This is a genomic window from Actinomadura sp. NPDC048394, assembly GCF_040651755.1.
GTDB classification, from domain to species: Bacteria; Actinomycetota; Actinomycetes; order Streptosporangiales; family Streptosporangiaceae; genus Spirillospora; species Spirillospora montaniterrae.
The window spans coordinates 106,997-130,311 of record NZ_JBEZJL010000011.1 but is presented as its reverse complement, the minus strand read 5'-3'; the positions used below and the strand labels follow the sequence as shown (position 1 = coordinate 130,311).

The following is a 23,315-nucleotide window of genomic DNA, read 5'->3' as shown; positions in this document are numbered from 1 at the left end:
ATGACCGTGCTCACCCAGTCCCCGGCGAAGCCGGGCTCCGGCGGACCGCCCGGCGGCGGGCGCCGGCTGGTCGAACTGGTCCTGCGCGCCCGCGAGCTGAGCATCCTCGGCGCGCTCGTCGTGCTGGTCATCGGCACCGAGCTCGCCAACCACCGGTTCCTGTCCGGGCAGGGCGTCAAGGACATCTTCCTCAACGCCTCCATCCTGGCGCTGCTCGCCGTCGGCCAGTCGATGGTCGTCGTCACCCGCAACATCGACCTGTCGGTCGGCTCCGTCGTCGGGCTCGTCGCGTTCACCACCGGCAAGTTCGCCTCCGGCGGCGACCGCAACGTGGTGCTGGTGGTGCTGCTCGGCATCGTGATCGGGCTCGCCTGCGGGCTCGTCAACGGCCTGCTCGTCAGCTTCTGCAAGGTGCCCGCCCTGGTCGTCACGCTCGGCACCCTCTACGTCATCCAGGGCCTCGACTACAAGATCGCGCACGGTGAGCAGATCGGCGCCGCGGACCTGCCGTCCTCGGTGCTGTCGCTCGGCAACGACTCGGTCCTCGGCGTGCCGTACCTGCCCGTGATCACCGTCGTCGTGATGCTGATGATGGGCTACTACCTGCGCTCCTACTCCTCCGGGCGGGAGTTCTACGCGATCGGGTCCAGCCCCGAGGCGGCGCGCCTCGCCGGCATCTCGATCCGCCGCCGCGTCCTCACCGCCTACCTCGTCAGCGGCGGCCTCGCCGGCCTCGCCGGGGTGCTGTGGCTGGCCCGGTTCGGCACCGTCGTCGCGGACGCGGCGCACGGCTGGGAGCTGAAGGTCGTCAGCGCCGTCGTCGTCGGCGGCGTCGCGATCACCGGCGGCGTCGGCACCGTGTACGGCGCGGCGCTCGGCGCGCTGCTGCTCACCACCATCGGCAGCGTGCTGGTGGTGCTCAAGGTCAACTCGTTCTGGCAGGACGCCATCACCGGCGTGCTGCTGCTCCTGGCGATCAGCGTGGACCGGCTGCTGGCCCTGCGCGTCACCAAGGCGCTCAAGCAGCGGTCGCTGGAGTCCGGCGTCCACCGCGACGACGGCGCCGCTCCGCCGCCGGCCGCCGGGACGGCCGCGCCGACGACCAAGGACGAGGCGCCGAAAGGAAAGGTGTCGTGACCACTGACACGAAGAGCGCCCCGCGCGGCCTCGCCCTCGGCCGGCTGCTGCGGTGGGAGACCGCCGTCACCGCCCTGCTGGTCATCGTGTTCGCCGGCGGCGCCGGGTTCTCGCCCGACTTCGCCAACACCGACAACCTGTCGTTCGCGCTCGGCGACCTCAGCGAGATCGCGCTGATCGCGCTGCCGATGACGCTGCTGGTGGTGTGCGGGCAGGTCGACCTGTCGGTCGCGTCCGTGCTCGGCCTGTGCAGCGCCCTCACCGGCAAGATGTGGGACAACGGCATGGCGATCGAGACGATCATCCCGATCGTGCTGGTCGTCGGCGTCGTCTGCGGCCTCGTCAACGGGCTGCTCGTCACCCGGCTCGGGCTGCCGTCGCTCGCGGTGACGATCGGCACCATGACCCTGTACCGGGGCCTCGCGTACGTGGTGCTCGGCACCGAGGCCATCTCCGAGTTCCCCACCCGGTACACGAACCTCGCGACCGAGTCGATCCCCGGCACGCCGATCCCGTACCCGATCGCGCTGTTCGCCGTCCTGGCGGTCATCACCGCGGTGGTGCTGCACGCCACCGGCGTCGGGCGGTCGCTGTTCGCGATCGGCTCGCAGGAGGACGCGGCGTACTTCGCCGGCATCCGGGTCAAGCGCCTCAAGCTGATCCTGTTCGTGGTGTCCGGGCTCGTCGCCGGGTTCGCCGGCATCGTCTACACGCTCCGCTACGGCAGCGCCCGCGCCGACAACGGCCTCGGGCTGGAGCTCACCGTCATCGCGGCGGTGCTGCTCGGCGGCATCGACTTCGACGGCGGCAAGGGCACCCTCGGCGGCGTCATCGCCGCGGTGCTGCTCATCGGCCTGCTGCGCAACCTGCTGATGCTCAACGACGTCTCCACCGAGGTCCAGTCGATCGTCACCGGGCTGCTCCTCATCATCAGCGTCCTCACCCCGCGGCTGATCGCCGTGGTGCGCGAGGCACAAGGCCGGCGGCGGGGCGCGCGACCCGCGGTCCCCGCCGCCGCACCATGAACCGCCACCGCGTCCCCCCGCCGCGTCCGGAAGAACCCACCCCAGAGCACGACCTGGAATCCCGAAAGGCACTCGTGATGACCCTTCGTTTGCGCGCCCCGCGCCGCCTCGTGGCCGTCGCGTCCGCGGGCGCACTCGCCCTCTCCCTCGCCGCGTGCGGCGGCACCACCAAGGACTCCTCGGACGACTCCGGGAGCAAGGCCGCCGCGGGCGGCGAGAAGGCGGACCCGAACGCGCCCCTCAAGAAGGGCCTGAAGATCGCGTTCCTGCCCAAGCAGGTGAACAACCCCTACGAGACGATCGTCGACAACGCCGGCATCGCCGCCGCCAAGGAGTACGGCGGCTCGGCGAAGGAGGTCGGCCCGTCCGACGCGTCGGCGTCCTCGCAGGTCTCCTACATCAACACGCTGATCCAGCAGCGGCACGACGCGATCCTGATCGCCGCCAACGACCAGAACGCGGTGTGCGGCCCGCTCAAGCAGGCCATGGCCAAGAAGATCAAGGTCGTCGCCTACGACTCCGACACCGCGCCCGAGTGCCGCAACGTGTTCATCAACCAGGCCAGCTCGGAGGAGATCGGCCGCAGCGAGGTCAAGCTGCTGGCCGACCAGATCGGCGGCAAGGGCGACATCGCGATCCTGTCGGCGACCGCGAACGCCACCAACCAGAACACCTGGATCAAGTACATGCAGGACGAGCTCAAGAAGCCGGAGTACTCCGGCATGAAGCTCGTCAAGATCGCCTACGGTGACGACGACGACCAGAAGTCGTTCCAGCAGACGCAGGGCCTGCTGCAGGCGTACCCGAACCTGAAGGGCATCATCTCGCCCACCACGGTCGGCATCGCCGCCGCCGCCCGCTACATCGACGGCTCGAAGTACAAGGGCAAGGTCACGCTGACCGGCCTCGGCACGCCGGACCAGATGCGCAAGTTCATCAAGGACGGCACCGTCAAGTCGTTCGAGCTGTGGGACCCGAAGAACCTCGGCTACCTCGCCTCCTACGCCGCGGCGGCGCTGTCGTCCGGGCAGATCACCGGCAAGCAGGGCGAGACGTTCAAGGCCGGCAAGCTCGGCGAGCGCACCATCGGCGCCAACGGCGAGGTCATCCTCGGCCCGCCCACGGTGTTCGACGCCAAGAACATCGACCAGTACCACTTCTGATCCCGCATGACGTCTGACGGCACGAAGCGCGTCTGCTTCCTGCTGAAGGTCCGGCAGGACCGCCTGGAGGAGTACAAGGAGCGCCACCAGGCGGTCTGGCCGGAGATGCGGGACGCGCTGCGCGAGACGGGCTGGCACAACTACTCGCTGTTCCTGCGCGAGGACGGCCTGCTCGTCGGCTACCTGGAGACCGACGACTTCCAGGCCGCGCAGGAGGCGATGGCCCGCACCGACGTCAACGCCCGCTGGCAGGCGGAGATGGCGCCGTTCTTCGAGGACCTCGACGGCCGCCCCGACGAGGGGATGCGGCCGCTCCCCGAGGTCTTCCATCTCGACTGAGGGCCGCCGCCCCCACCCGGCGGCGGCCCCGGACAGCAGAAACGTGAGGTTGCACCCGTGAACGACACCAGCGCGGTGAAGGACGCCCTGCGCCGCCAGCAGATCGAGACTCCCTCCTGGGCGTACGGCAACTCGGGGACCCGGTTCAAGGTCTTCGCCCAGCAGGGGGTGCCGCGCACCCCGCAGGAGAAGATCGACGACGCCGCGCAGGTGCACCGCTTCACCGGTGTCGCGCCGAGCGTCGCGGTCCACATCCCGTGGGACAAGGTGGACGACTACGCGGCGCTGGCCGCGCACGCCGAGGAGCGGGGCGTCCGGATCGGCGCGGTGAACACCAACGTGTTCCAGGACGACGACTACAAGCTCGGCAGCGTCACCAACCCCGACCCGAAGGTCCGCCGCAAGGCCCTCGACCACCTGCTCGAATGCGTCGACATCATGGACGCGGTCGGGTCGAAGGACCTGAAGCTGTGGTTCTCCGACGGGACGAACTACCCCGGCCAGGACGACATCCGCGCCCGGCAGGACCGGATGGCGGAGGCGCTCGCCGCCGTCTACGAGCGGCTCGGCGACGACCAGCGGTTCCTGCTGGAGTACAAGCTGTTCGAGCCGGCGTTCTACATGACCGACCTGCCGGACTGGGGCGCGTCCTACGCGCACTGCCTCAAGCTCGGCCCGAAGGCGCAGGTCGTGGTGGACACCGGGCACCACGCGCCGGGCACGAACATCGAGTTCATCGTGGCGTTCCTGCTGCGCGAGGGGAAGCTCGGCGGGTTCGACTTCAACTCGCGGTTCTACGCCGACGACGACCTGATGGTGGGCGCCGCCGACCCGTTCCAGCTGTTCCGGATCATGTACGAGGTGGTGCGGGGCGGCGGCTACGACCCGGAGACGGGCGTGGCGTTCATGCTCGACCAGTGCCACAACATCGAGCCGAAGATCCACGGCCAGATCCGCTCGGTGATGAACGTGCAGGAGGCCACCGCGAAGGCGCTGCTGGTGGACGGCGACGCGCTGCGCGCCGCGCAGGAGTCCGGCGACGTGCTGGCGGCGAACGCGGCGTTCATGGACGCCTACAACACCGACGTGCGGCCGCTGCTGGCGGAGCTGCGCGAGGAGATGGGCCTGCACCCGGACCCGGTCGCCGCGTACCTGGCGTCCGGCTACTTCGAGCGCGTGGTCGAGGAGCGCAAGGACGGCCAGGCCGCCGGCTGGGGCGCCTGACCGGCGCCACGAATCCGATAGGGAGAGAGCACCGATGACCACTCCACCCGAGGTGGAGCAGCTGCTGGAACGGGCCAACACCCTCGGCTCGGATCCGCGCAACACCAACTACGCGGGCGGCAACGCCTCGGCGAAGGGCACCGTCACCGACCCCGTGACGGCCCGCGACGTCGAGCTGATGTGGGTGAAGGGCTCCGGCGGCGACCTCGGCACGCTCACCGAGAAGGGCCTCGCCGTCCTGCGGCTCGACCGGATGCGCGCCCTGGTGGACGTGTACCCGGGCGTCGAGCGCGAGGACGAGATGGTCGCCGCGTTCGACTACTGCCTGCACGGCAAGGGCGGCGCGGCGCCGTCCATCGACACCGCGATGCACGGGCTCGTCGAGGCGGCGCACGTCGACCACCTGCACCCCGACTCCGGCATCGCGATCGCGACGGCCGCCGACGGCGAGGAGCTGACCCGCCGGATCTTCGGCGACCGGGTCGCGTGGGTGCCGTGGCGGCGCCCCGGCTTCCAGCTCGGCCTGGACATCGCCGCGATCAAGCGGGCGAACCCGCAGGCGATCGGCGTGATCCTCGGCGGGCACGGCATCACCGCGTGGGGCGCGACGAGCGAGGAGTGCAAGGCCAACTCGCTCGACATCATCCGCACCGCCGAGGCGTACATCGCCGAGCACGGCAAGGCCGACCCGTTCGGCGCGGTGATCCACCCGGTGCTGCCGGAGGACGAGCGGCACGCCCGCGCCGCCGCGCTGTTCCCGCTGGTCCGCGGCCTGGCGTCGACGGACCGGCCGCAGGTCGGGCACTACACCGACTCCGAGGCCGTCCTCGACTTCGTGTCCCGCGCCGAGCACCCGCGGCTCGCCGCGCTCGGCACGTCCTGCCCGGACCACTTCCTGCGCACCAAGGTCCGCCCGATGGTGCTGGACCTGCCGCCGGACGCGCCGCTCGACGACGTCAAGGCCCGCCTCAAGGAGCTGCACGCCGCCTACCGCGAGGAGTACGCGGCCTACTACGACCGGCACGCCGCGCCGGACTCGCCGCCGATGCGCGGCGCGGACCCGGCGATCGTGCTGGTCCCGGGCGTCGGGATGTTCTCGTTCGGCGCGAACAAGCAGACCGCGCGGGTCGCCGGCGAGTTCTACGTCAACGCGATCAACGTGATGCGCGGCGCGGAGGCGCTGTCGTCGTACGCGCCGATCGACGAGGCGGAGAAGTTCCGCATCGAGTACTGGGAGCTGGAGGAGGCCAAGCTCCGCCGGATGCCGAAGCCGAAGCCGCTCGCGACCCGCGTCGCGCTGGTCACCGGCGGCGGCTCGGGCATCGGCGCGGCCACCGCGCGCCGCCTGGCCGCCGAGGGCGCCTGCGTCGTCGTCGCGGACCGCGACCTCGGCGCCGCCGAGAAGGTCGCCGCGGAGCTGGGCGCGAACGCGCTGCAGGCGGCGGACGTCGCGGTCGCGGTCGGCGCCGACGTCACCTCCGAGGACGAGATCGCCGCGGCGGTCCGGGACGCGGTGCTGGCGTTCGGCGGCGTCGACCTCGTCGTCAACAACGCCGGCCTGTCGATCTCCAAGCCGCTGCTGGACACCACCGTCGCCGACTGGGACCTGCAGCACGACGTCATGGCCCGCGGCTCGTTCCTGGTCTCTCGCGAGACCGCCCGGGTGATGATCGAGCAGGGGATGGGCGGCGACATCGTCTACGTCGCCTCCAAGAACGGCGTGTTCGCCGGCCCCAACAACATCGCCTACGGCGCGACGAAGGCGGACCAGGCCCACCAGGTGCGGCTGCTGGCCGCCGAGCTCGGCGAGCACGGCGTCCGCGTCAACGGCATCAACCCCGACGGCGTCGTCCGCGGTTCCGGCATCTTCGCCGGCGGCTGGGGCGCCAAGCGCGCCGCCGTCTACGGGGTGGAGGAGGAGAGGCTCGGCGAGTTCTACGCCCAGCGGACGCTGCTCAAGCGCGAGGTGCTGCCCGAGCACGTCGCGGCCGCCGTCTTCGCCCTCACCGGCGGAGACCTGACCCACACCACCGGACTGCACATCCCCGTGGACGCCGGAGTCGCCGCCGCCTTCCTGCGCTGACCCCCGCCGTCCTGGAGAAGGTCGGGCCGGCGGCCCGGACCGCGCGCCGGCGCCCGGCACTCCACTGCCGGGCCGCCGCGCCGTCCCCACCCGGGCCGCCGGCCTTCCCTCCATGGGCCCGCTCGACCAAGTGAACCCGAAGGGACAACGATGACCCCGTCCAAGAAGTTCGCACGAGCACACGTGTCCGCCGTCACCTCCCTCACCCTCGCCGCCGCCGCGCTCGCCGCCGTCCCCGCCGGCGCCGCGTCCGCCTCCGGCCCCGACCCGCTCGGCCTGCCGTCGCTGTCGCGCGCGGGCCACTACGTCCTCGCGCCGTCCGGCCGGACGGTCCGTCCCGCGCGGGTGGGGGAGGCGTACGGGGTCAACGGCGACTACGTGTCCGCCGACTCCGCCGCGTCCGAGACCGCCGGCCACGGCCTGGAGGCCGGGACGTCCACGACCGGCAAGACCGACGGCGTCATGGTCCGCCAGACGGGCGGCGAGGCCGGTGCGGGCTTCGCCTACACGATGCGCGCCGGACCCGGCCCGGTGACGCTGCGGGTCGAGGAGGCCGGCAGCGCGACCGCGCACTACGACGTGCTGGTGAACGGCACGGTCGTCCACGAGCGCAAGCCCGACCCGGCGCAGGCCGGGGTGTGGAGCGGCGACAAGGACGGGCTCGTCCATTACGAGGTGGACGTCCCGGCGCGGGTCGCCGGATCGTCCGGGACGATCAAGGTCGAGTTCCGCAACGCCGACGACCCGGGGCAGGGTGCCCGCGTCCACGCCGTCTGGACGCTCGCGCAGCACGGCCGCGCGTCCTCCGCTCCCTACGGCGCCACGGTGCGCAACCCGGTGGGAGCGTTCCACGGCGGGACGACCACGCTCGCCTCCAACGAGTACGGACGCCCCTACGTCGTCTACGACTTCGGCAAGGAGGTCGGCGGGCAGGTCCAGGTGACCGCCGACGTCCGCAAAGGCACGCCCAAGCTCGGCCTGGCGTTCAGCGAGAGCGGCCAGTACCTCACCACCGCGTCCGACTACAGCCAGGACCCGGTCGGCCTCGCCACCGAGACCCATTACCTCGACACCAAGGCCGGGCGCACCGCGATGACCGACCCGGTCATCCGCGGCGGGTTCCGCTACCTGATGGTGTTCTTGGACGGTCCCGGCGAGGTGCGTCTGTCGGACCTGCGGCTGAAGTTCACCGCCGACCCCGCCAACCCCGACCTCGACGGGTACAAGGGCGCGTTCCTGTCCAGCGACGACACCCTGAACCGGCTCTGGTACTCGGGCGCCTACACCGTCCAGATGGCGACGATCGACCCGACGACGGGCCGCCCCTACCCGGGCCAGGAGGGCCCGGTCCGCAACGACGCGATCGTCGGCGAGGGCGACAGCGTCATCAGCGACGGCGCCAAGCGCGACCGGATGATCTGGGGCGGCGACAACGCGGTCTCCGACGCGGTGTCGTACCTGACGACCGGGCAGAGCGGCCCGGCCGCCAACGCCGTCGCGTTCATGGCGAAGGGCCAGTCGCCGCAGGGCCAGATCCCCGGTCTCTACCTGACCGACAAGCTCGGCTACAACATGGGCTGGGGCGAGTACGCGGCCTGGTGGATCAACAACTACTGGACGCACTACCTCTACACGGGCGACAAGGCGTTCTTCGACAAGTGGTACGACGCCATGAAGAAGAACGTGGCGTGGATGCAGTCGAAGGTCGGGTCCGACGGGCTGCTCGACATGAAGGGCGCGGGCGGCACCTGGGGCTACGGCAATGAGGGCAAGGGCACCTACGTCTCGTCCCTGTACGTGCACGTGCTGGGCCAGGCCGCGCAGGCGGCCGAGGCGCAGGGCGACACGGCGCTCGCCAAGACCTACCGCGACGCCGCCGCCCGCACCGCCAAGGCCGTCAACGACCTGCTGTGGGACCCGGCTGCCGGCGCCTACAAGGTCGGCCCCACCGACGCGAACCACCCGCAGGACGGCAACGCGATGGCGGTCGTCGCCGGAGTCGCCACCGGCGACCGCGCCAAGGCGGTGCTGAAGTTCTTCGGCGACCGGCTCGCCGACCCGCACGGCGACCTGACCGTGGACAAGGCCGGCGGCGTCGTCCCGCAGTACATCAGCCCGTTCGTGTCCGGCCAGTCGCTGCTGGCGTACGCCTCGCAGGGCGACATGGCGGGCGCGATGTCCGTGCTCGGCCGCACCTGGTACCCGATGCTCGGCAAGGACACGCCCGGCACCCTGTGGGAGAACGTCAGCACCGCCGGCGCGCCGCAACTCGGCTCCTACACCAGCCTCTCGCACGGCTGGGCCGCCTCGCCGACGTCGTTCCTCACCAACCAGGTCCTCGGTGTCACGCCGGCGTCCGGCGGGTTCTCGACGTTCACCGTCCTCCCGCACCCGGTGAAGGGCCTGAGCTGGGCGGAGGGCAAGGTGCCGACGCCGCGCGGCGACATCACCGCCGCCTGGAAGCAGCGCGGCACGACCTTCACGCTGCGCGTCGCCGCGCCGGGCGGCACGACCGCCACGGCGGGGGTGCCCGCGTCCGGCGCGTCCGAGGTCCGCGTGAACGGCTCGGTCGTCTGGCGCAACGGCACGGCCGTGAAACCGGGCGTCACCGTCCGCGACGGCCTCGTCCAGGTGCCGGGGCTGACCGGCTCGTCCGTCCTGACCGCCTCCCGCTGACCTGGAGTGATGATGGTTCCCCCCACCACCGCACGCCGCTCCCTCGCCCGCGCCGCGATCGCCGCCGCCCTGACGGTGTCGGGCACGGCCGCCCTCGCCCTGCCCGCGACGGCGTCCCCGCGCGGCCCGTGGCAGGACGCCTCCTACACCCCGCAGCACGGCCAGTGGCGCCCGTACGTGCTGTCGCCGTCGAGCCGCACCGTCCGTCCTGTCAAGATCTACAAGGCCGACCCGCGGCAGGGCCGGATCGACGGGTCGCCGGACGCGGCGCTGCGCGACGGCGGCGGCTCGGTCCGGCTCACCGGCGCCGCCGACCGCACCGGCTCCCCGCTGCTGGTCGTCGACTTCGGCAAGGAGGTCGCCGGGCACCTGAAGGTCCGGGTGAAGGGCGCGTCGTCCACGCCGCCGAAGCTGCGCGCCTGCTTCTCCGAGTCGATCGAGTACGCCGCGCTGACCCCGGACGCCAACGACGGCGAAGGCAAGATCGCGCCGGGCTGCGACACCGCGAACATCTGGAACGGCTTCCCAGGCCAGCCCTACACGCAGGACACCGACAGCCACGCCCTGCCGCTCGACGGGGTGAAGCCGCCTGCGACGATCCGCGACGGCGTGCTGCGCGGCGGGTTCCGCTACGCCACGCTGTTCCTGGACGGCCCCGGAACCGTCGACATCGACGGCGTGTCCGTCGACTTCACCGCGGCCCCGAACCAGCCCGACCTGGACGGCTACCAGGGCCACTTCCTGTCCAGCGACAACGAGCTGAACAAGATCTGGTACGCGGGCGCCTACACCGTGCAGGTGAACACGGGCGCGTCCAACACCGCGAAGAGCTGGCCGTACGCCTCGGGCGAGGGCGACCACGCGGACGCGCAGGTCCCGCACGCCGACCCGAACAAGTCCGTCATCTACGACGGCGGCAAGCGCGACCGGATCGTCTGGCAGGGCGACCTCGCGGTGCAGGCCCCGGTCACCTACCTGTCGACCAACGACCTGGAGGCGGTCGACAACTCGCTGTCGTCGCTGGCCGCCCAGCAGCTCCCCGACGGGTTCATGCCCGCCGAGAGCCAGGTCGGCCAGCACAACGCCGACGAGCTGCGCACCTACGGCGAGTACGTCACCTGGTTCGTCAACAACATGTACGAGCACTGGCTCTACACCGGCGACCGCGGCTACCTCGACAAGTGGTGGCCGCAGCTCACCAAGGCGACGGCCTGGCTGGAGTCGGTCCGCGCCCAGGACGACAAGGGGCTCATCGCGTTCGGCGCCGTCGGCTCCTGCGGCCACTACGGCTACTCCGACTGCGGCCACGAGACCTACGTCAACGCCCTCTACGCGCGCAACCTCACGCAGATGGCAGCGATGGCGAAGGCGCGCGGCGATGCGTCCGCCGCCGCGACCTACGGAGACCGGTCCGCGACCGTCAAGAAGGCGATCAACGACCAGCTGTGGGACGAGACCGCGGGCGCCTACCGGCTGTCGCGGGAGATCCCCGGCGCCTACCCGCAGGACGCCAACGCCACCGCCGTGCTCGCCGGCATCGCCGACGGCGACCGCGCCACCCGCGCCCTCGCCTACCTGCGCAAGAACAACTGGTCGCAGTACGGGTCGCTGACCGTCTCGCAGTCCACGCCGAACGCGAGCCTGCCGCCGTTCTACGCGCCGCTGCCCAGCTCGTTCGAGTCCGACGCGCGCCTGGACACCGGCGACGCGTCCGGCCTCGACCTGATCCGGACGTTCTGGGGCCACCAGCTCCGGCAGGACCCCGGCTCGACGTTCTGGGAGCACATGCAGCCGGACGGCACCCCGAACCTCAAGCAGTTCTCCAGCCTCGCGCATGGCTGGGCGAGCGGCCCGACCGTCACGCTCACCACCCGCGTCCTCGGCGTCCAGCCGACCGGCCCCGGCTACTCGTCGTGGGCGGTCGTCCCGTTCACCGGCGGGCTGAAGTGGGCCGAGGGCACCGTCCCGACCCCGCACGGCGCCATCGCCGCGTCGTGGCGGACGACCGGGCGCACGTTCCGGCTGGACGTCACCGCGCCGCGCGGCACGTCCGGCCGCCTCGCCGTCCCGGTCACCCCGTCGACGTCCCGCGTCACCCTGGACGGCCGGACGGTCTGGGCGCACGGCAAGGCCACCGCGCGAGGCGTGACCGGCGATGGGAAGTACGTGTACGTGGACGGCGCGCCGTCCGGCCGCCACACCCTGACGGCCAGGTAACAGGAAGGAACAGGCATGGCAGGCAACACCGGGGCGCCGCCGCCCGTGAAAGTGGGACTCGTGGCCGGCGGGCTCGGCGCGTACTGGCCGCAGTTCCCCGACCTGCTGCCGCAGCTGAAGCGGTCGGCGGAGCGGGTGTCGGAGCGGATGCGCGGGCTCGGCGCCGAGGTGGTCGACGTCGGGTTCATCTCCGACGCGCAGGAGGGCGCGGCGGCGGCCGAGAAGCTGCGCGCGGCGGGCTGCGACATCATCGTCGGGTTCCTCACCACCTACATGACCGCGACGATGCTGGTCCCCGTCGCGCAGCGGGCCGACGCCCCGGTGCTGCTGATCAACCTGCAGCCGACCGAGTCGATGGACCACGCGACCTTCGACACCGGGCAGTGGCTCGCCTACTGCGGCGCCTGCCCGCTGCCGGAGATGGCGAACGCGTTCGCGCGGTGCGGCGTCCCGTTCCGCTCGGTCTCCGGATACCTGGAGGACGAGCGGGCCTGGGCGAAGATCGGCCGCTGGGTCAGGGCCGCCGGGGTCCGTGCCGCCCTTCGCAGGGGGCGGCACGGGCTCATGGGCCACCTGTACCCCGGCATGCTGGACGTCTCCACCGACCTGACGCTGGTCAGCGCGAACTTCGGCGGGCACGTCGAGGTGCTGGAGTTCGACGACCTGCGCGTCCGGGTGGAGAAGGTCACCGACGCCGAGACCGCCGCGAAGAAGGCGGAGGCGGAGAAGATCTTCGAGCTGGACGCCTCCGTCAACGACGACGACCTCACCTGGGCCGCCCGGGTGTCGGCCGGCCTGGACCGGCTCGTCGAGGACTTCGAGCTGGACAGCCTCGCCTACTACCACCGGGGCCTGGACGGCGAGATCCACGAGCGGCTCGGCGCCGGGATGATCCTCGGCGCGTCGCTGCTCACCGCCCGCGGGATCCCGGCGGCCGGCGAGTACGAGCTGCGCACCTCGCTCGCCATGCTGATCGCCGACCGGCTCGGCGCGGGCGGCTCGTTCACCGAGCTGCAGGCGCTCGACTTCCACCGCGGGCACGTCGAGATGGGCCACGACGGGCCCGCGCACCTGGCGATCAGCGCCCGCCGCCCGCTGCTGCGCGGCCTCGGCGTCTACCACGGCAAGCGCGGCTACGGCGTGTCCGTGGAGTTCGACGTCAAGCACGGCCCGGTCACCGCGTTCGGCGTCATCCAGCGCCGCGACGGCCGGTTCGCGTTCGTCGCGTCCGAGGGCGAGACCGTGGACGGCCCGCTGCTGCAGATCGGCAACACCACCTCCCGCGTCGACTTCGGCTGCGACCCCGGCGAATGGGTCGACGCGTGGAGCGCCACCGGCATCTCCCACCACTGGGCCCTCGGCACCGGCCACCGGATCGCCGACCTGAAGGCCCTCGCCGACCTCCTGGAGATCGAACTGGTCACCGTGAACCCCTGACCCCGGCGGCACCCGCCGCACGACCGACCCTGACGGACTCGAACTCTCTCTAGGCGCGATCGGGGGATCCGTCCCTAGGCGATGACGAGCGCGGGCCCGTGACCGTGCAACCCCGCCCGCACGGCCACGGGTTCTGTTCGGCATGCCCGGAAACGGACGACGCGCCTTCCCCCCACCCCACCGCGCAGCCTCCGAGAGGACGCCACGTCCATGCGCACCATCCCCCCACCCCGGTCGAGGCGAGGCCGCGGCCTCGCGCTGGCCGCGGTCTTCGCGCTGCTGCTCGGCGCGCTGTCCGCCCTGCCCGCGCGGGCGGCGACCGTCGCGCCCATCACCAACTACGGGCCGGACGGCGAGCAGACCGTCCGGTTCGACACCGGCGGGAACGCGGTCGACGCCCACGACGGCGCGATCCAGCGGTTCGGCGGCACCTACTACCTGTACGGGACGAGCTACGACTGCGGCTACCAGTGGACGGTCAACAGCACGTTCTGCGGCTTCAAGGTGTACTCCTCGCCCGACCTCGTCCACTGGACCGACCGCGGCCACGTCGTGGACGCCCGCTCCTGCAAGTTCTGCTTCCGGCCGCACACCGTCTACGACAAGGCGACCCGCAAGTACGTGATGTGGGTGAACGACCAGGAGGCCGCGGACAAGTTCCGCGTCTACACCGCTGACCGGCCGACCGGTCCGTTCACCGAGCGGCCCGTCCCCGACCTGCCCGCCGGGACGCACTGCACCGCCGACCTCGACGTCTTCGTCGACGACGACGGCAAGGGCTACCTCACCTGCAGCAACGCCGGATGGCACATCGCCGTCATCGAGCTGACCCCCGACTACCTGCGCGCCGCGGGCCCGTACGACGTGACCGGCGTGACCCGCGTCGAGGCTCCGTCGATCTTCAAGTGGAACGGCACCTACTACCTGACGATGTCGGACCCGAACTGCGGCTACTGCACCGGCACCGGCACGTCCTACCTCACCGCGACGAGCCCGCTCGGGCCCTGGAAGGGCCGCGACGCGTGGACGGTCGAGGACGGCGCGCTCACCGTCCACGGCGGCCTGTACGGGCTGTCGCAGCAGGGCGAGGACTGGTCCGACTACACCTACTCCTTCGACGTCGCGCCGCTGCCGACCACGTCCGGGACGTCGGCGCAGGCCGGGTTCTCCGTCCGGATGAACCAGGACGACCACGGCTACCTGTTCCTGCTGACCGGATCGGGCACGGCCAACGGGAAGCTGAGCGTGCTGCGCCGCGCCGGCGCCACCACCGCGAGCCACGTCGTGCAGCTCTCCAAGCCGATCGTGGCGGGGGAGTGGCACCACGTGTCGGTCACCGCGTCCGGCTCCACGCTCACGACGTCGATCGACGGCGTGCAGGTCGACACTTACACCGACGCCACGTACCCGGTCGGCAAGGTCGGGTTCCGCGAGTGGAACGGCGCGAACCTGGAGTCGGCGAGGTTCGACAACGTGCGTGTGACCTCGGCGTCGGGTCAGGAACTGCTCGCCGACGACTTCTCCGGCGACCTGTCCAAATGGGTGGTCCCGACCGCGGGGACGAGCATCACCGCGAACTCCTGCGGCGGGCAGCCCGCCCAGGTCGCGACGCTCCGCCAGCGGCACGGCGCGCCGATCTACATGTACTTCAGCGACCTGTGGGACGGCCACACCAACGAGGCGCTCGCCAACTACCACTGGCAGCCGCTCACGTTCGGCGCCGACGGTTCGATCGACCCGGTGCAGTGCGGCAACTCCACGGTCCGCCTCGACCCCGGGCACCCGGGACGGCAGGCGGCGGTCCCCGGCCTCGACCAGAGCAGCGGCGTCACGGGCTTCCGCACCGGCTGCGACGTCGCCGGGGACGTCCGGCGCGAGCAGTCGTTCACCGCGGGACGCGGCGGTCGCCTCGCCTCCCTCGCCGTCACCGCGTTCAAGGACGGCACCGAGCAGGGCCGCGTGGAGCGGACGCCGCCGTCCGAGCCGCTGACCGTCGAGGTCACCGACGGGACCCGGACGCTGTGGTCCGGCTCCGTCCCGGCGGAGGAGATCGGCTGGTCGGCGCGGAACGTGACCGTCCACCCGGGCATCCGGGTCCGGCGCGGGGCGCACTACACCGTCCGGATCTCCTCCTCCACCACCACGGGCTGCTACGGCGTCGCCTACAACGACCACGACCCGTACCGGGGCGGCGCGTCCTCCGTCAGCCATGACGGCGGCGCGACCTTCACAGCCGAGCCCGGCCGCGACCTGAAGTTCCTCACCACCGTCCGGGGAGCCTGAATGCGCATCACCCTGACCCGCGCCGCGCTGCCCGCGGCGTTCCTCCCGCTGCTGATCGGGACCGCCTTCACGGTTCCGGCGCGCGCCGACGCGGCGGGCCTGCGCGCCTTCGGGCTGCGCACCGACGCGCTCGACGACCCGCTCGGCATCGACGACACGGCGCCGACGCTGAGCTGGCGGCTCACCGCGCCCGGCCACGGCGCGGCGCAGGCCGCCTACCAGGTCGAGGCCGCCACCTCCCGGGACGGCCTCGGCCGCGCCGACCTGTGGGACTCCGGGAAGGTCTCGTCCGGCACCGCGAACGCCGTCTACCGGGGCACGGCGCTCACCTCCCGCCGCCAGGTGTGGTGGCGGGTCCGGGTCTGGGACGGCTCCGGGCGGGCGTCCGCCTGGAGCCGCCCGGCCCGGTTCGAGATGGGCCTGCTCGGCACGGACGACTGGTCCGCGAAATGGATCACCGACGACCGGTGGCTGAACCGGGCGCCGAGCCCCGTCACCGTCGGCCTGCCCGCCGGGACGAAGGCCCGCTACCTGCGGGTCGACGTGTCCAGGCTGGGCCTGCCGATCACCGAGGGCGGGTCGCTGCTGTCCCGGCTGCAGCTCGCCGAGATCGAGGCGCTCGACCCGTCCGGGACGAACGTGGCGAAGGGCGCGGCCGTCACCGCGTCGGAGGTCCGCGAGTACCCCGACAAGTGGATGCCGGAGTTCCTCACCGACGGGTCGCTCACCACGCAGAAGGCGCCGTTCGGCTACACCAGCAACGCCTACGGCTCGCAGGACCCCGGCCACCACATCTGGCTGCAGCTCGACCTCGGCGCCGCCAAGGACGTCGCGTCGGTGAAGCTGTATCCGCGCACGGACGTGATGACGAGCGACGGGAAGACCCCGAACTTCCCGGTCGACTACACCGTGCAGACCTCGGACGCGGCGGACGGCCCGTTCACGGTCGTCAAGACCGTCACCGACCAGGTCCCGCCGCCCGCCTACCAGACGTCGATGCCGGCGCTGCCGCTGCTGGCGCGGCAGTTCTCGCTGAAGAACACCGTCCGGTCGGCGCGGCTGTACATCACCGCGCTCGGCATCTACGACGCGACGATCAACGGGAAGCCGGTCAGCGGCGCCGTCCTCGAACCGCCGAACACCGACTACAAGAAGCGCGTCGAGTACGCGGCGTACGACGTGACGAAGCTGCTGCGGCGCGGCGGCAACGCGATCGGCGTCCGGCTCGGCAACGGCACCTACAACGTCGCCGCCACCAACGACCGCTACACCAAGTACGTCGGCGCGCAGGGGGCGCCGAAGCTGCTCGCGCAGCTGGAGGTCACGCTCAAGGACGGCACGACGGCGCGCGTCGCGACCGATTCGTCCTGGCGCACCGACCTCGGGCCGACCACGTTCAGCCAGTGGTACGGCGGCGAGGACGAGGACGCCCGCCTCGCGCAGGAGGGCTGGGACGGGCCGTCCGCGGACCTGGCGTCGTGGAAGCCGGCCGCGGAGGCGCCCGACCCCGGCATCGCGCTGACCGCGCGGATGTCCCCGGCGATCGTCCCCGTCGGCACCCGCAAGACCGTCAAGGTCACGCATCCGGAGAAGGACACCTACGTCTTCGACCTCGGCGAGAACATCGTCGGCTGGCCCGAGCTGAGCGTGCGCGGGAAGCGCGGCGAGAAGCTGACCATCAAGCCGGGCGAGCGGCTCGGCGCGGACGGCCTCGTCGAGCAGGGCACCATGATCGCGGGAGGCGCGCAGAACCCGCCCGTCATGGACACCTACACCCTCTCCGGCACCGGCACCGAGACCTGGCACCCCCGGTTCGTCTACCACGGCTTCCGCTACATCCAGATCAGCGGCCTGGACGCCGCGCCGTCCAGCGACATGGTCGCGGCGACGATCCTGCGCGCCGGGAACGCCTCCGCCGGCGCGTTCGACAGCTCCGACCTGCTGCTGAACGGCATTCACACGATCATCGACCGGGCCGTCCAGGGCAACATGATGTCGATCCTCACCGACTGCCCCGACCGGGAGAAGCTCGGCTGGCTGGAGGAGGACCAGCTCGTCCAGGGCTCGATCACCCGCGAGTACGACGTCGCCGCCTACTACCCGGCGCTGCTGCGCAACATGGCCGAGGCGCAGACCTCCACCGGCCTCGTCCCCGACATCGCGCCCGCGTACGTGACGTTCTCCGGCGGCGTCTGGGACGACCCCAACTGGGGCAGCGCGATCATCCTGTCCGCCTGGCAGCACTACGTGACGTACGGCGACGCCAAGCCGCTGCGCGACTTCTACCCGAACATGCAGCGCTACCTGGACTACCTGACGTCCAAGGCGAAGGGGAACCTGCTCGACTACGGCCTCGGCGACTGGGCCGCCGTCGACAAGACCACCCCGACCGGCGTCGCCGCCACCTACGGCTACCAGCGCAGCGCCACCGCGCTCGCGAAGATCGCCAAGCTGCTCGGCAAGGACGACGACGCCGCGAAGTACACCAAGCTGGCCGGTGACATCGCCGGCGCGTTCAACGCCAAGTACCTCGACACGACCGAGCACACCTACGGGTCGGGCAGCCAGGCCGGCGACGCGTTCGCCCTCGACCTCGGCATCGTCCCCGCCGACCAGAAGCAGGCCGTCCTCGACCACCTCGTGTCGACGATCAAGGACAACGGCTACCACCTGACGGTCGGGGAGATCGCGCTGCCGTCGGTGTTCCGGACGCTGTCGGCGGCGGGCCGCGACGACGTCATCCTCGCCGTCGCGCAGCAGGTCACGAACCCCAGCTACGGCTACCAGGTGGTGCACGGCGCGACCGCGCTCACCGAGTACTGGGACGGCCCGACCGGCTACGGCTCGCAGAACCACTTCATGCTCGGCGCGATCGACGAGTGGTTCGGCGCCGGGCTCGCCGGCATCCGGCAGGCCGACGACTCCATCGCCTACGACAAGCTGGTGATCCGGCCCGCCGTCGTCGGCGACCTCACCCGCGCCTCGTCGTCCTACGACACCCCGCGCGGCACGGTGTCCAGCGCGTGGCGCCGGTCCGGGCACGACCTGCGGCTCGACGTGACGGTCCCGCCCGGCGCGCCCGCCCGCGTCGAGGTCCCGCTGCTCGGCGCGTCCGGCGCGCAGGCCCCGGCGGGCGCGCGCTCGCTCGGCGTCGAGAACGGGCACGCCGTGTACGAGGTCGGGTCGGGCTCGTGGACGTTCTCCGTCCGCACGCCCGGCGCCGTCCAGCAGGACCGGACGCAGCTCGCCGTCGAGCCGCCGTTCGGCGTGAACATCCCGGTGACGGGCGGCGCGGCCACCGGCGCGCGGTTCCGCGTGACGAACCTGGAGCGCCGCTCCGTCACCGTCCCGGTGAAGGCGACCGCGTCGGCCGGGTTCAGCGCGTCCGCCCCCGCCCGGGTGACGGTCCCGGCGGGCGGCTCCACCGAGATCCCCGTCGAGGTGAAGGGCTCGGGCGCGGACGGGACGAAGGGCACCGTCACCGTCACGGCCGACGACGAGACCTCGACCGCACCGCTCCTGATCACCGGCGACCTGGTCCGCTCGGCGACCATGTCGGCGTCCAGCACGCACAGCGGGTCGTCGCCCGCGTGGGCCAACGACGGCGGCACCGACTCCGGCGTCTGGCTGAACGGCGTCGGCGGCTGGAACGACGACACGTCCAAGTCCTTCCCCGACACCCTCACCGCGACCTGGAAGGACCCGCAGAGGATCGGCCGGGTCAAGGTCTACACGCTCGACAGCGCGAGCAGCCCCGCGTCCAAGTCCGGTCTGCGCGACTTCGATGTCCAGGCGCAGGTGGACGGCGAGTGGACGACGGTCGCGACCGTCACCGGCAACACCGCCGGGACCGTCGAGAAGACCTTCGCGCCCGTGTCGGCGTCCGCGCTGCGGCTGCTCGTCCACGACTCCAACGACCACAACTACAGCCGCGTCATCGAACTGGAGGCGTACACCTCATGACCCGCTCCAAAGTTCGGCCTGCGGGCGGCGCCCGCCGGGCCTCGACGCGGCTCGTCGCCGTGCCGGTGGCGGCGCTGCTCGCCGTGTCCGGTCTCGCGGTCGTCGAGGCGGCGGACGGCGCGGAGTCGTTCGGGCCGACCGTGCCGGCCCTGACCCGCGGCACCTTCGCCGACCCGCCCGCGTCCGTCCGGCCCAAGTACCGCTGGTGGCAGCCGCTCGCCTATACCGACGACAAGGAGCTGGCCGCCGAGCTCGACCAGATCAAGAAGGCGGGCGGCGGCGGCGCCGAGGTCGCCCCCTTCAACGTCGAGGGCACCGGCAACAACACCCCCGAGTTCCTGAAGACCTACGGCTGGGGCACCCCGCTCTGGGCGGAGAAGACCCGGACGATTCTGGCCGCGGCGAGGGACAAGGGCCTCGGCCTGGACCTGACCATCGGCCCGCGCTGGCCCGCGACCGTCCCCACGGTCGACGACGTCAACGACCCGAGCGCCCAGCAGCAGATCGTCTTCTCCTACGAGTTCCACAAGGGCGGCACGAGCCGGTCCGGTGGGCTGCCGACGAACTTCAACGTCGCGCCGCCCGCCGGTGCGAAGAAGACGCTCGTCGCCGCGCTCGTCGCCAAGTGCTCCGACGCCGGGTGCGGCGCCTCGTCCAGCGCGCCGCGGATGCTGGAGCGTTCGAGCGTCACCGACGTGACGTCGAAGGTGGACGCACAGGGCAACGTCGCGGTCGACTTCCCCGGCGACGACACGAGCACCTACGCACTGATCGCCTTCTACCAGACGCCCAGCGGGCAGTCCCTGTCCGGCTACACCGCGACCGGCACCAACTACGCGCTCGACCCGTTCAGCGAGGCCGGCGCGAAGGCGACCACCGACTTCTACGACAAGAACATCCTCACCTCCGACGTGCGCAAGCTCCTCGCCCGGATCGGCGAGACCGACTTGTTCGAGGACTCCCTCGAACTCGGCACCACGCAGAAGTGGACGTCGCAGCTCGTCGACCAGTGGACGAAGCTGCGCGGCTACTCGCCCGTCGACGTGCTGCCCGCCCTCGCGGGCGCCGGCGACCAGGGCATCACCGACAAGCCGTTCTTCGACTTCGGCGACGGCGTCGGCGCCCGCGTCCGCACCGACTACCGGCAGACGCTCAGCGACCTCTACATCCGCAACCGCCTCGACGTGCTGCGCGCGTGGGCGCACAAGCACCACATCAAGACCCGCATCCAGCCGTACGGCATCCCGGTGGACGTGTCCGAGGCCGCGTCGCACATCGACGTGCCCGAGGGCGAGTCGCTGGCGTTCGGGCAGTCGGTCGGCGCCTACAGCAACGTGCAGGACTACCGCGTGGTCGCCACGGGCGCGCACCTGTCCGGGCAGCCGGTGGTGTCGGACGAATGCTGCGCGTTCTCCGGAACGGTGTGGGGCTCGACGGCGGGCGCCGGCTCGGACGCCTCCAACCTCCAGGCCGTCTACCGCGGCTTCGCGGGCGGCGTGAACCAGGTCGTCTGGCACGGCTTCCCCTACCTGAGCAGGGGACCGGCAGGTGCCGGACCGCAGTCGGTGTGGCCCGGCATGACCTACGGCGGCAACACCTCCTACTCGGAGGCGTGGGGCGACAAGGGCGGCCCGAACTGGGCCGACTACCGGGCGATCAACGACAACCTGGCCCGGATGCAGCTCGTGCTGCGGCAGGGCAAGCCCCGCTTCGACCTCGCCGTGTACTGGCAGGACTTCGGCATGAACGGGACCGGCACCACCGGGTCCGGCTCGAACAAGCTGATCCAGAGCTCCTCGGAGCTGGCGTCCGCCGGATACACCTACGAGTACCTCAGCCCGGCGCAGCTCCAGCGCAAGGACGCCTCCTACTCCCACGGCGCCCTGTTCGGCGACGGCTCCGCCTACCACGCGGTGCTGCTGAAGGACCAGAAGACGATGCCGCTGGCCGCCGCCGAGAAGCTGCTGAACCTGGCGCGGCAGGGCCTTCCCGTCGTGATCGTCGGGGACGCGCCGAGCACGGTGCCCGGTGACGGCGACGCGGGCCGCCAGGACGTGCGGCTCACGTCGGTGGTCTCGCAGCTGCTCAAGCAGCGCACCGTGGTCCGGGCGGCGAGTGAGGCGGACGCGCCGGACGCGCTGCGCCGCCTGCGCGTCACCCCGGCCGCGACGCCGCACGACGGCTCCGGCGCGATCCTCGACGTGCGCCGCCAGGCCGGCTCGACCGACTACTACTACCTGTACAACCAGACCAACACCACGACCGCGCAGACGGTCACCCTGACCGGCGACGGCGTCCCCTACAAGCTCGACACCTGGACCGGCAAGATCACCCCGATCACGGACTACACGTCCGGGCACGGCACGGTCACCGTTCCCGTCCGGCTCGCCGGGAACGACGCCACGGTCATCGCGGTCACGCCGCGGCACGACGCCACCTTCCCCGGCCAGGGCAAGCCCGGCCGGCCGGGCGGGCAGGGGACGGCGGCCGTCCCGCAGCCGGTGAAGCTGAACGAATGGTCGCTGTCGGTGGACTCCTGGGGTCCCGGACCGTCCGGGAAGCCCGGCGACACCGCGCACAAGACCCTCGGCCCCGTCACGGTGAAGGCGGGGGAGAACGGCGCGCTACCCGCCTGGTCCGCGATCACCGCGGCCAACGGCTACCCCGTGGACCTCAAGGACGTGTCGGGCGTCGGCACCTACACCGCCCACGTCACCCTCGACGGCGGCTGGAAGGGCATCGACGCCGCGGAGCTCGACCTCGGCACGCCCGTCGACACCGTCCGCGTGAACGTCAACGGGCACGACCTGCCGCCGCTCGACCAGTCCGACCTCCGGCACGTCCAGGTCGGCCCGTACCTGCGGCCCGGCGACAACACGATCACCGTGCGGGTCGCCTCGACGCTGCTCAACGCGGTCCGGGTCTCGCCCGGCACCGGCGCGTCCTCGCGGGCGCCGATGGACTACGGGCTGTTCGGCCCGCTCACCCTCACCCCGACCGGCGGCGACCGGCCGGTGCTGACCGCCGAGGCCCTCGAACCCGAACTGCCGCTGGCGGACGGCGGCTACAACCGCGCGACCGTGCTGGTCACCAACGCCTCCGCCCGCGCGGCGAACGTGACCGTCGCGGCATCGGCGGCCGACGGGATCACCGCGACACCGCAGCAGGGCAAGGTCACGGTCCCCGCAGGCGGCTCGGTGACGGTGCCCGTCGACGTGCGCGACAAGGGCGTCTCGTCCGGAACGAGCACGCTGAAGGTGACCGCGCGCAGCGACGCCGGACCGTCCGCCGAGACCGCGGTGACGCTCCGGCACTCCGGCGACCTCGCGCTCAACCCGGGCGGCGCGCCGTTCCCGCGGGTCGTCGCGGACGCGGGCCAGGACCGCTACCCGGCGAAGCTCGCCGTCGACGGTTCGGCGAGCACGTTCTGGGTCTCGTGGGGCCGCGCCGCCGGCCAGGGACCGACCGCGCAGGACCCGGTGCACTTCGGGCTCGACTTCGGCGCCCCCGTCGAGTTCGGCTCCGTCGTCGTGGGCGGCCGCTCCAACTACGGGGCGCGCGACTATGCCGTCCAGGTCTCCCAGGACGGCCGGACGTGGCGCACCGTCGCCACCGCCACCGACACGCCCAAGGAGGGCGGGACGACGACGTTCGACAAGGTCAGCGCCCGGTACGTGCGCATCGAGGTCAGCCGGAGCTGGGACTCCACCAACGCCAACGTGCAGATGAGCGGCTTCTCCGTCCGGCCGTAGGGCCGCATCCCCCCAC

The 23,315-nt window shown here is 71.9% G+C and carries 12 protein-coding genes; all 12 read left to right on the top strand.

The window, feature by feature from the left end; genetic code table 11:
• The 12 genes from AB0C78_RS09985 to AB0C78_RS09930 all read left to right on the top strand — a co-directional run bounded on the left by AB0C78_RS09985 (nt 1) and on the right by AB0C78_RS09930 (nt 23,299).
• Entirely contained in the window at nt 1-1,137 is a 1,137-nt protein-coding gene (locus AB0C78_RS09985; protein WP_360744535.1) for an ABC transporter permease, read from the top strand.
• The gene (locus AB0C78_RS09980) at nt 1,134-2,162 is read left to right on the top strand and encodes an ABC transporter permease (RefSeq protein WP_360744532.1); all 1,029 of its coding nucleotides are present in this window, start codon (nt 1,134-1,136) and stop codon (nt 2,160-2,162) included. Before AB0C78_RS09985 ends, AB0C78_RS09980 begins: the two co-directional genes overlap by 4 nt.
• A 77-nt stretch (nt 2,163-2,239) precedes the next feature.
• Nucleotides 2,240-3,325: a rhamnose ABC transporter substrate-binding protein gene (gene rhaS, locus AB0C78_RS09975; protein ID WP_151542234.1), complete on the top strand. Its 1,086-nt coding sequence runs from the start codon at nt 2,240-2,242 to the stop codon at nt 3,323-3,325.
• Between the two features lie 6 nt (nt 3,326-3,331).
• Nucleotides 3,332-3,664, top strand: coding sequence for an L-rhamnose mutarotase (locus AB0C78_RS09970; protein WP_360744529.1), 333 nt, complete (start codon nt 3,332-3,334; stop codon nt 3,662-3,664).
• Nucleotides 3,665-3,721: 57 nt separating this feature from the next.
• On the top strand, nt 3,722-4,888 hold the full coding sequence (rhaI, locus tag AB0C78_RS09965; protein ID WP_151542236.1) for an L-rhamnose isomerase: 1,167 nt from the start codon (nt 3,722-3,724) through the stop codon (nt 4,886-4,888).
• 34 nt (nt 4,889-4,922) lie between these two features.
• Nucleotides 4,923-6,971 (top strand): bifunctional aldolase/short-chain dehydrogenase, encoded by a 2,049-nt coding sequence (locus AB0C78_RS09960; protein ID WP_360744525.1) that lies wholly within the window; start codon nt 4,923-4,925, stop codon nt 6,969-6,971.
• A 150-nt stretch (nt 6,972-7,121) separates the two neighbouring features.
• The gene (locus tag AB0C78_RS09955; RefSeq protein WP_360744523.1) at nt 7,122-9,647 is read left to right on the top strand and encodes an alpha-L-rhamnosidase C-terminal domain-containing protein; all 2,526 of its coding nucleotides are present in this window, start codon (nt 7,122-7,124) and stop codon (nt 9,645-9,647) included.
• 9 nt (nt 9,648-9,656) lie between these two features.
• Nucleotides 9,657-11,864 (top strand): alpha-L-rhamnosidase C-terminal domain-containing protein, encoded by a 2,208-nt coding sequence (locus tag AB0C78_RS09950; protein ID WP_360744520.1) that lies wholly within the window; start codon nt 9,657-9,659, stop codon nt 11,862-11,864.
• A 15-nt stretch (nt 11,865-11,879) separates the two neighbouring features.
• On the top strand, nt 11,880-13,301 hold the full coding sequence (locus tag AB0C78_RS09945) for an L-fucose/L-arabinose isomerase family protein (protein WP_360744517.1): 1,422 nt from the start codon (nt 11,880-11,882) through the stop codon (nt 13,299-13,301).
• Nucleotides 13,302-13,511: 210 nt separating this feature from the next.
• On the top strand, nt 13,512-15,584 hold the full coding sequence (locus tag AB0C78_RS09940) for a family 43 glycosylhydrolase (protein ID WP_360744514.1): 2,073 nt from the start codon (nt 13,512-13,514) through the stop codon (nt 15,582-15,584).
• Nucleotides 15,585-19,547 carry a family 78 glycoside hydrolase catalytic domain gene (locus AB0C78_RS09935; RefSeq protein WP_360744511.1) on the top strand — a complete coding sequence of 1,321 codons (3,963 nt, stop codon included), beginning with the start codon at nt 15,585-15,587 and terminating at the stop codon, nt 19,545-19,547.
• A complete protein-coding gene (locus tag AB0C78_RS09930; protein ID WP_360744508.1) occupies nt 19,544-23,299 on the top strand; it encodes a glycosyl hydrolase in 3,756 nt (1,251 codons plus the stop codon). Before AB0C78_RS09935 ends, AB0C78_RS09930 begins: the two co-directional genes overlap by 4 nt.
• The last annotated feature ends 16 nt before the right edge of the window (nt 23,300-23,315 follow it).

Excerpts from the sequence above, each read along its gene's own strand:
- AB0C78_RS09985 (WP_360744535.1), top strand. The coding sequence starts at position 1 with ATGACCGTGCTCACCCAGTCCCCGGCGAAGCCGGGCTCCGGCGGACCG.
- rhaS (WP_151542234.1), top strand. The coding sequence starts at position 2,240 with ATGACCCTTCGTTTGCGCGCCCCGCGCCGCCTCGTGGCCGTCGCGTCC.
- AB0C78_RS09970 (WP_360744529.1), top strand. The coding sequence starts at position 3,332 with ATGACGTCTGACGGCACGAAGCGCGTCTGCTTCCTGCTGAAGGTCCGG.
- AB0C78_RS09960 (WP_360744525.1), top strand. The coding sequence starts at position 4,923 with ATGACCACTCCACCCGAGGTGGAGCAGCTGCTGGAACGGGCCAACACC.
- AB0C78_RS09955 (WP_360744523.1), top strand. The coding sequence starts at position 7,122 with ATGACCCCGTCCAAGAAGTTCGCACGAGCACACGTGTCCGCCGTCACC.
- AB0C78_RS09950 (WP_360744520.1), top strand. The coding sequence starts at position 9,657 with ATGATGGTTCCCCCCACCACCGCACGCCGCTCCCTCGCCCGCGCCGCG.
- AB0C78_RS09945 (WP_360744517.1), top strand. The coding sequence starts at position 11,880 with ATGGCAGGCAACACCGGGGCGCCGCCGCCCGTGAAAGTGGGACTCGTG.
- AB0C78_RS09940 (WP_360744514.1), top strand. The coding sequence starts at position 13,512 with ATGCGCACCATCCCCCCACCCCGGTCGAGGCGAGGCCGCGGCCTCGCG.
- AB0C78_RS09935 (WP_360744511.1), top strand. The coding sequence starts at position 15,585 with ATGCGCATCACCCTGACCCGCGCCGCGCTGCCCGCGGCGTTCCTCCCG.
- AB0C78_RS09930 (WP_360744508.1), top strand. The coding sequence starts at position 19,544 with ATGACCCGCTCCAAAGTTCGGCCTGCGGGCGGCGCCCGCCGGGCCTCG.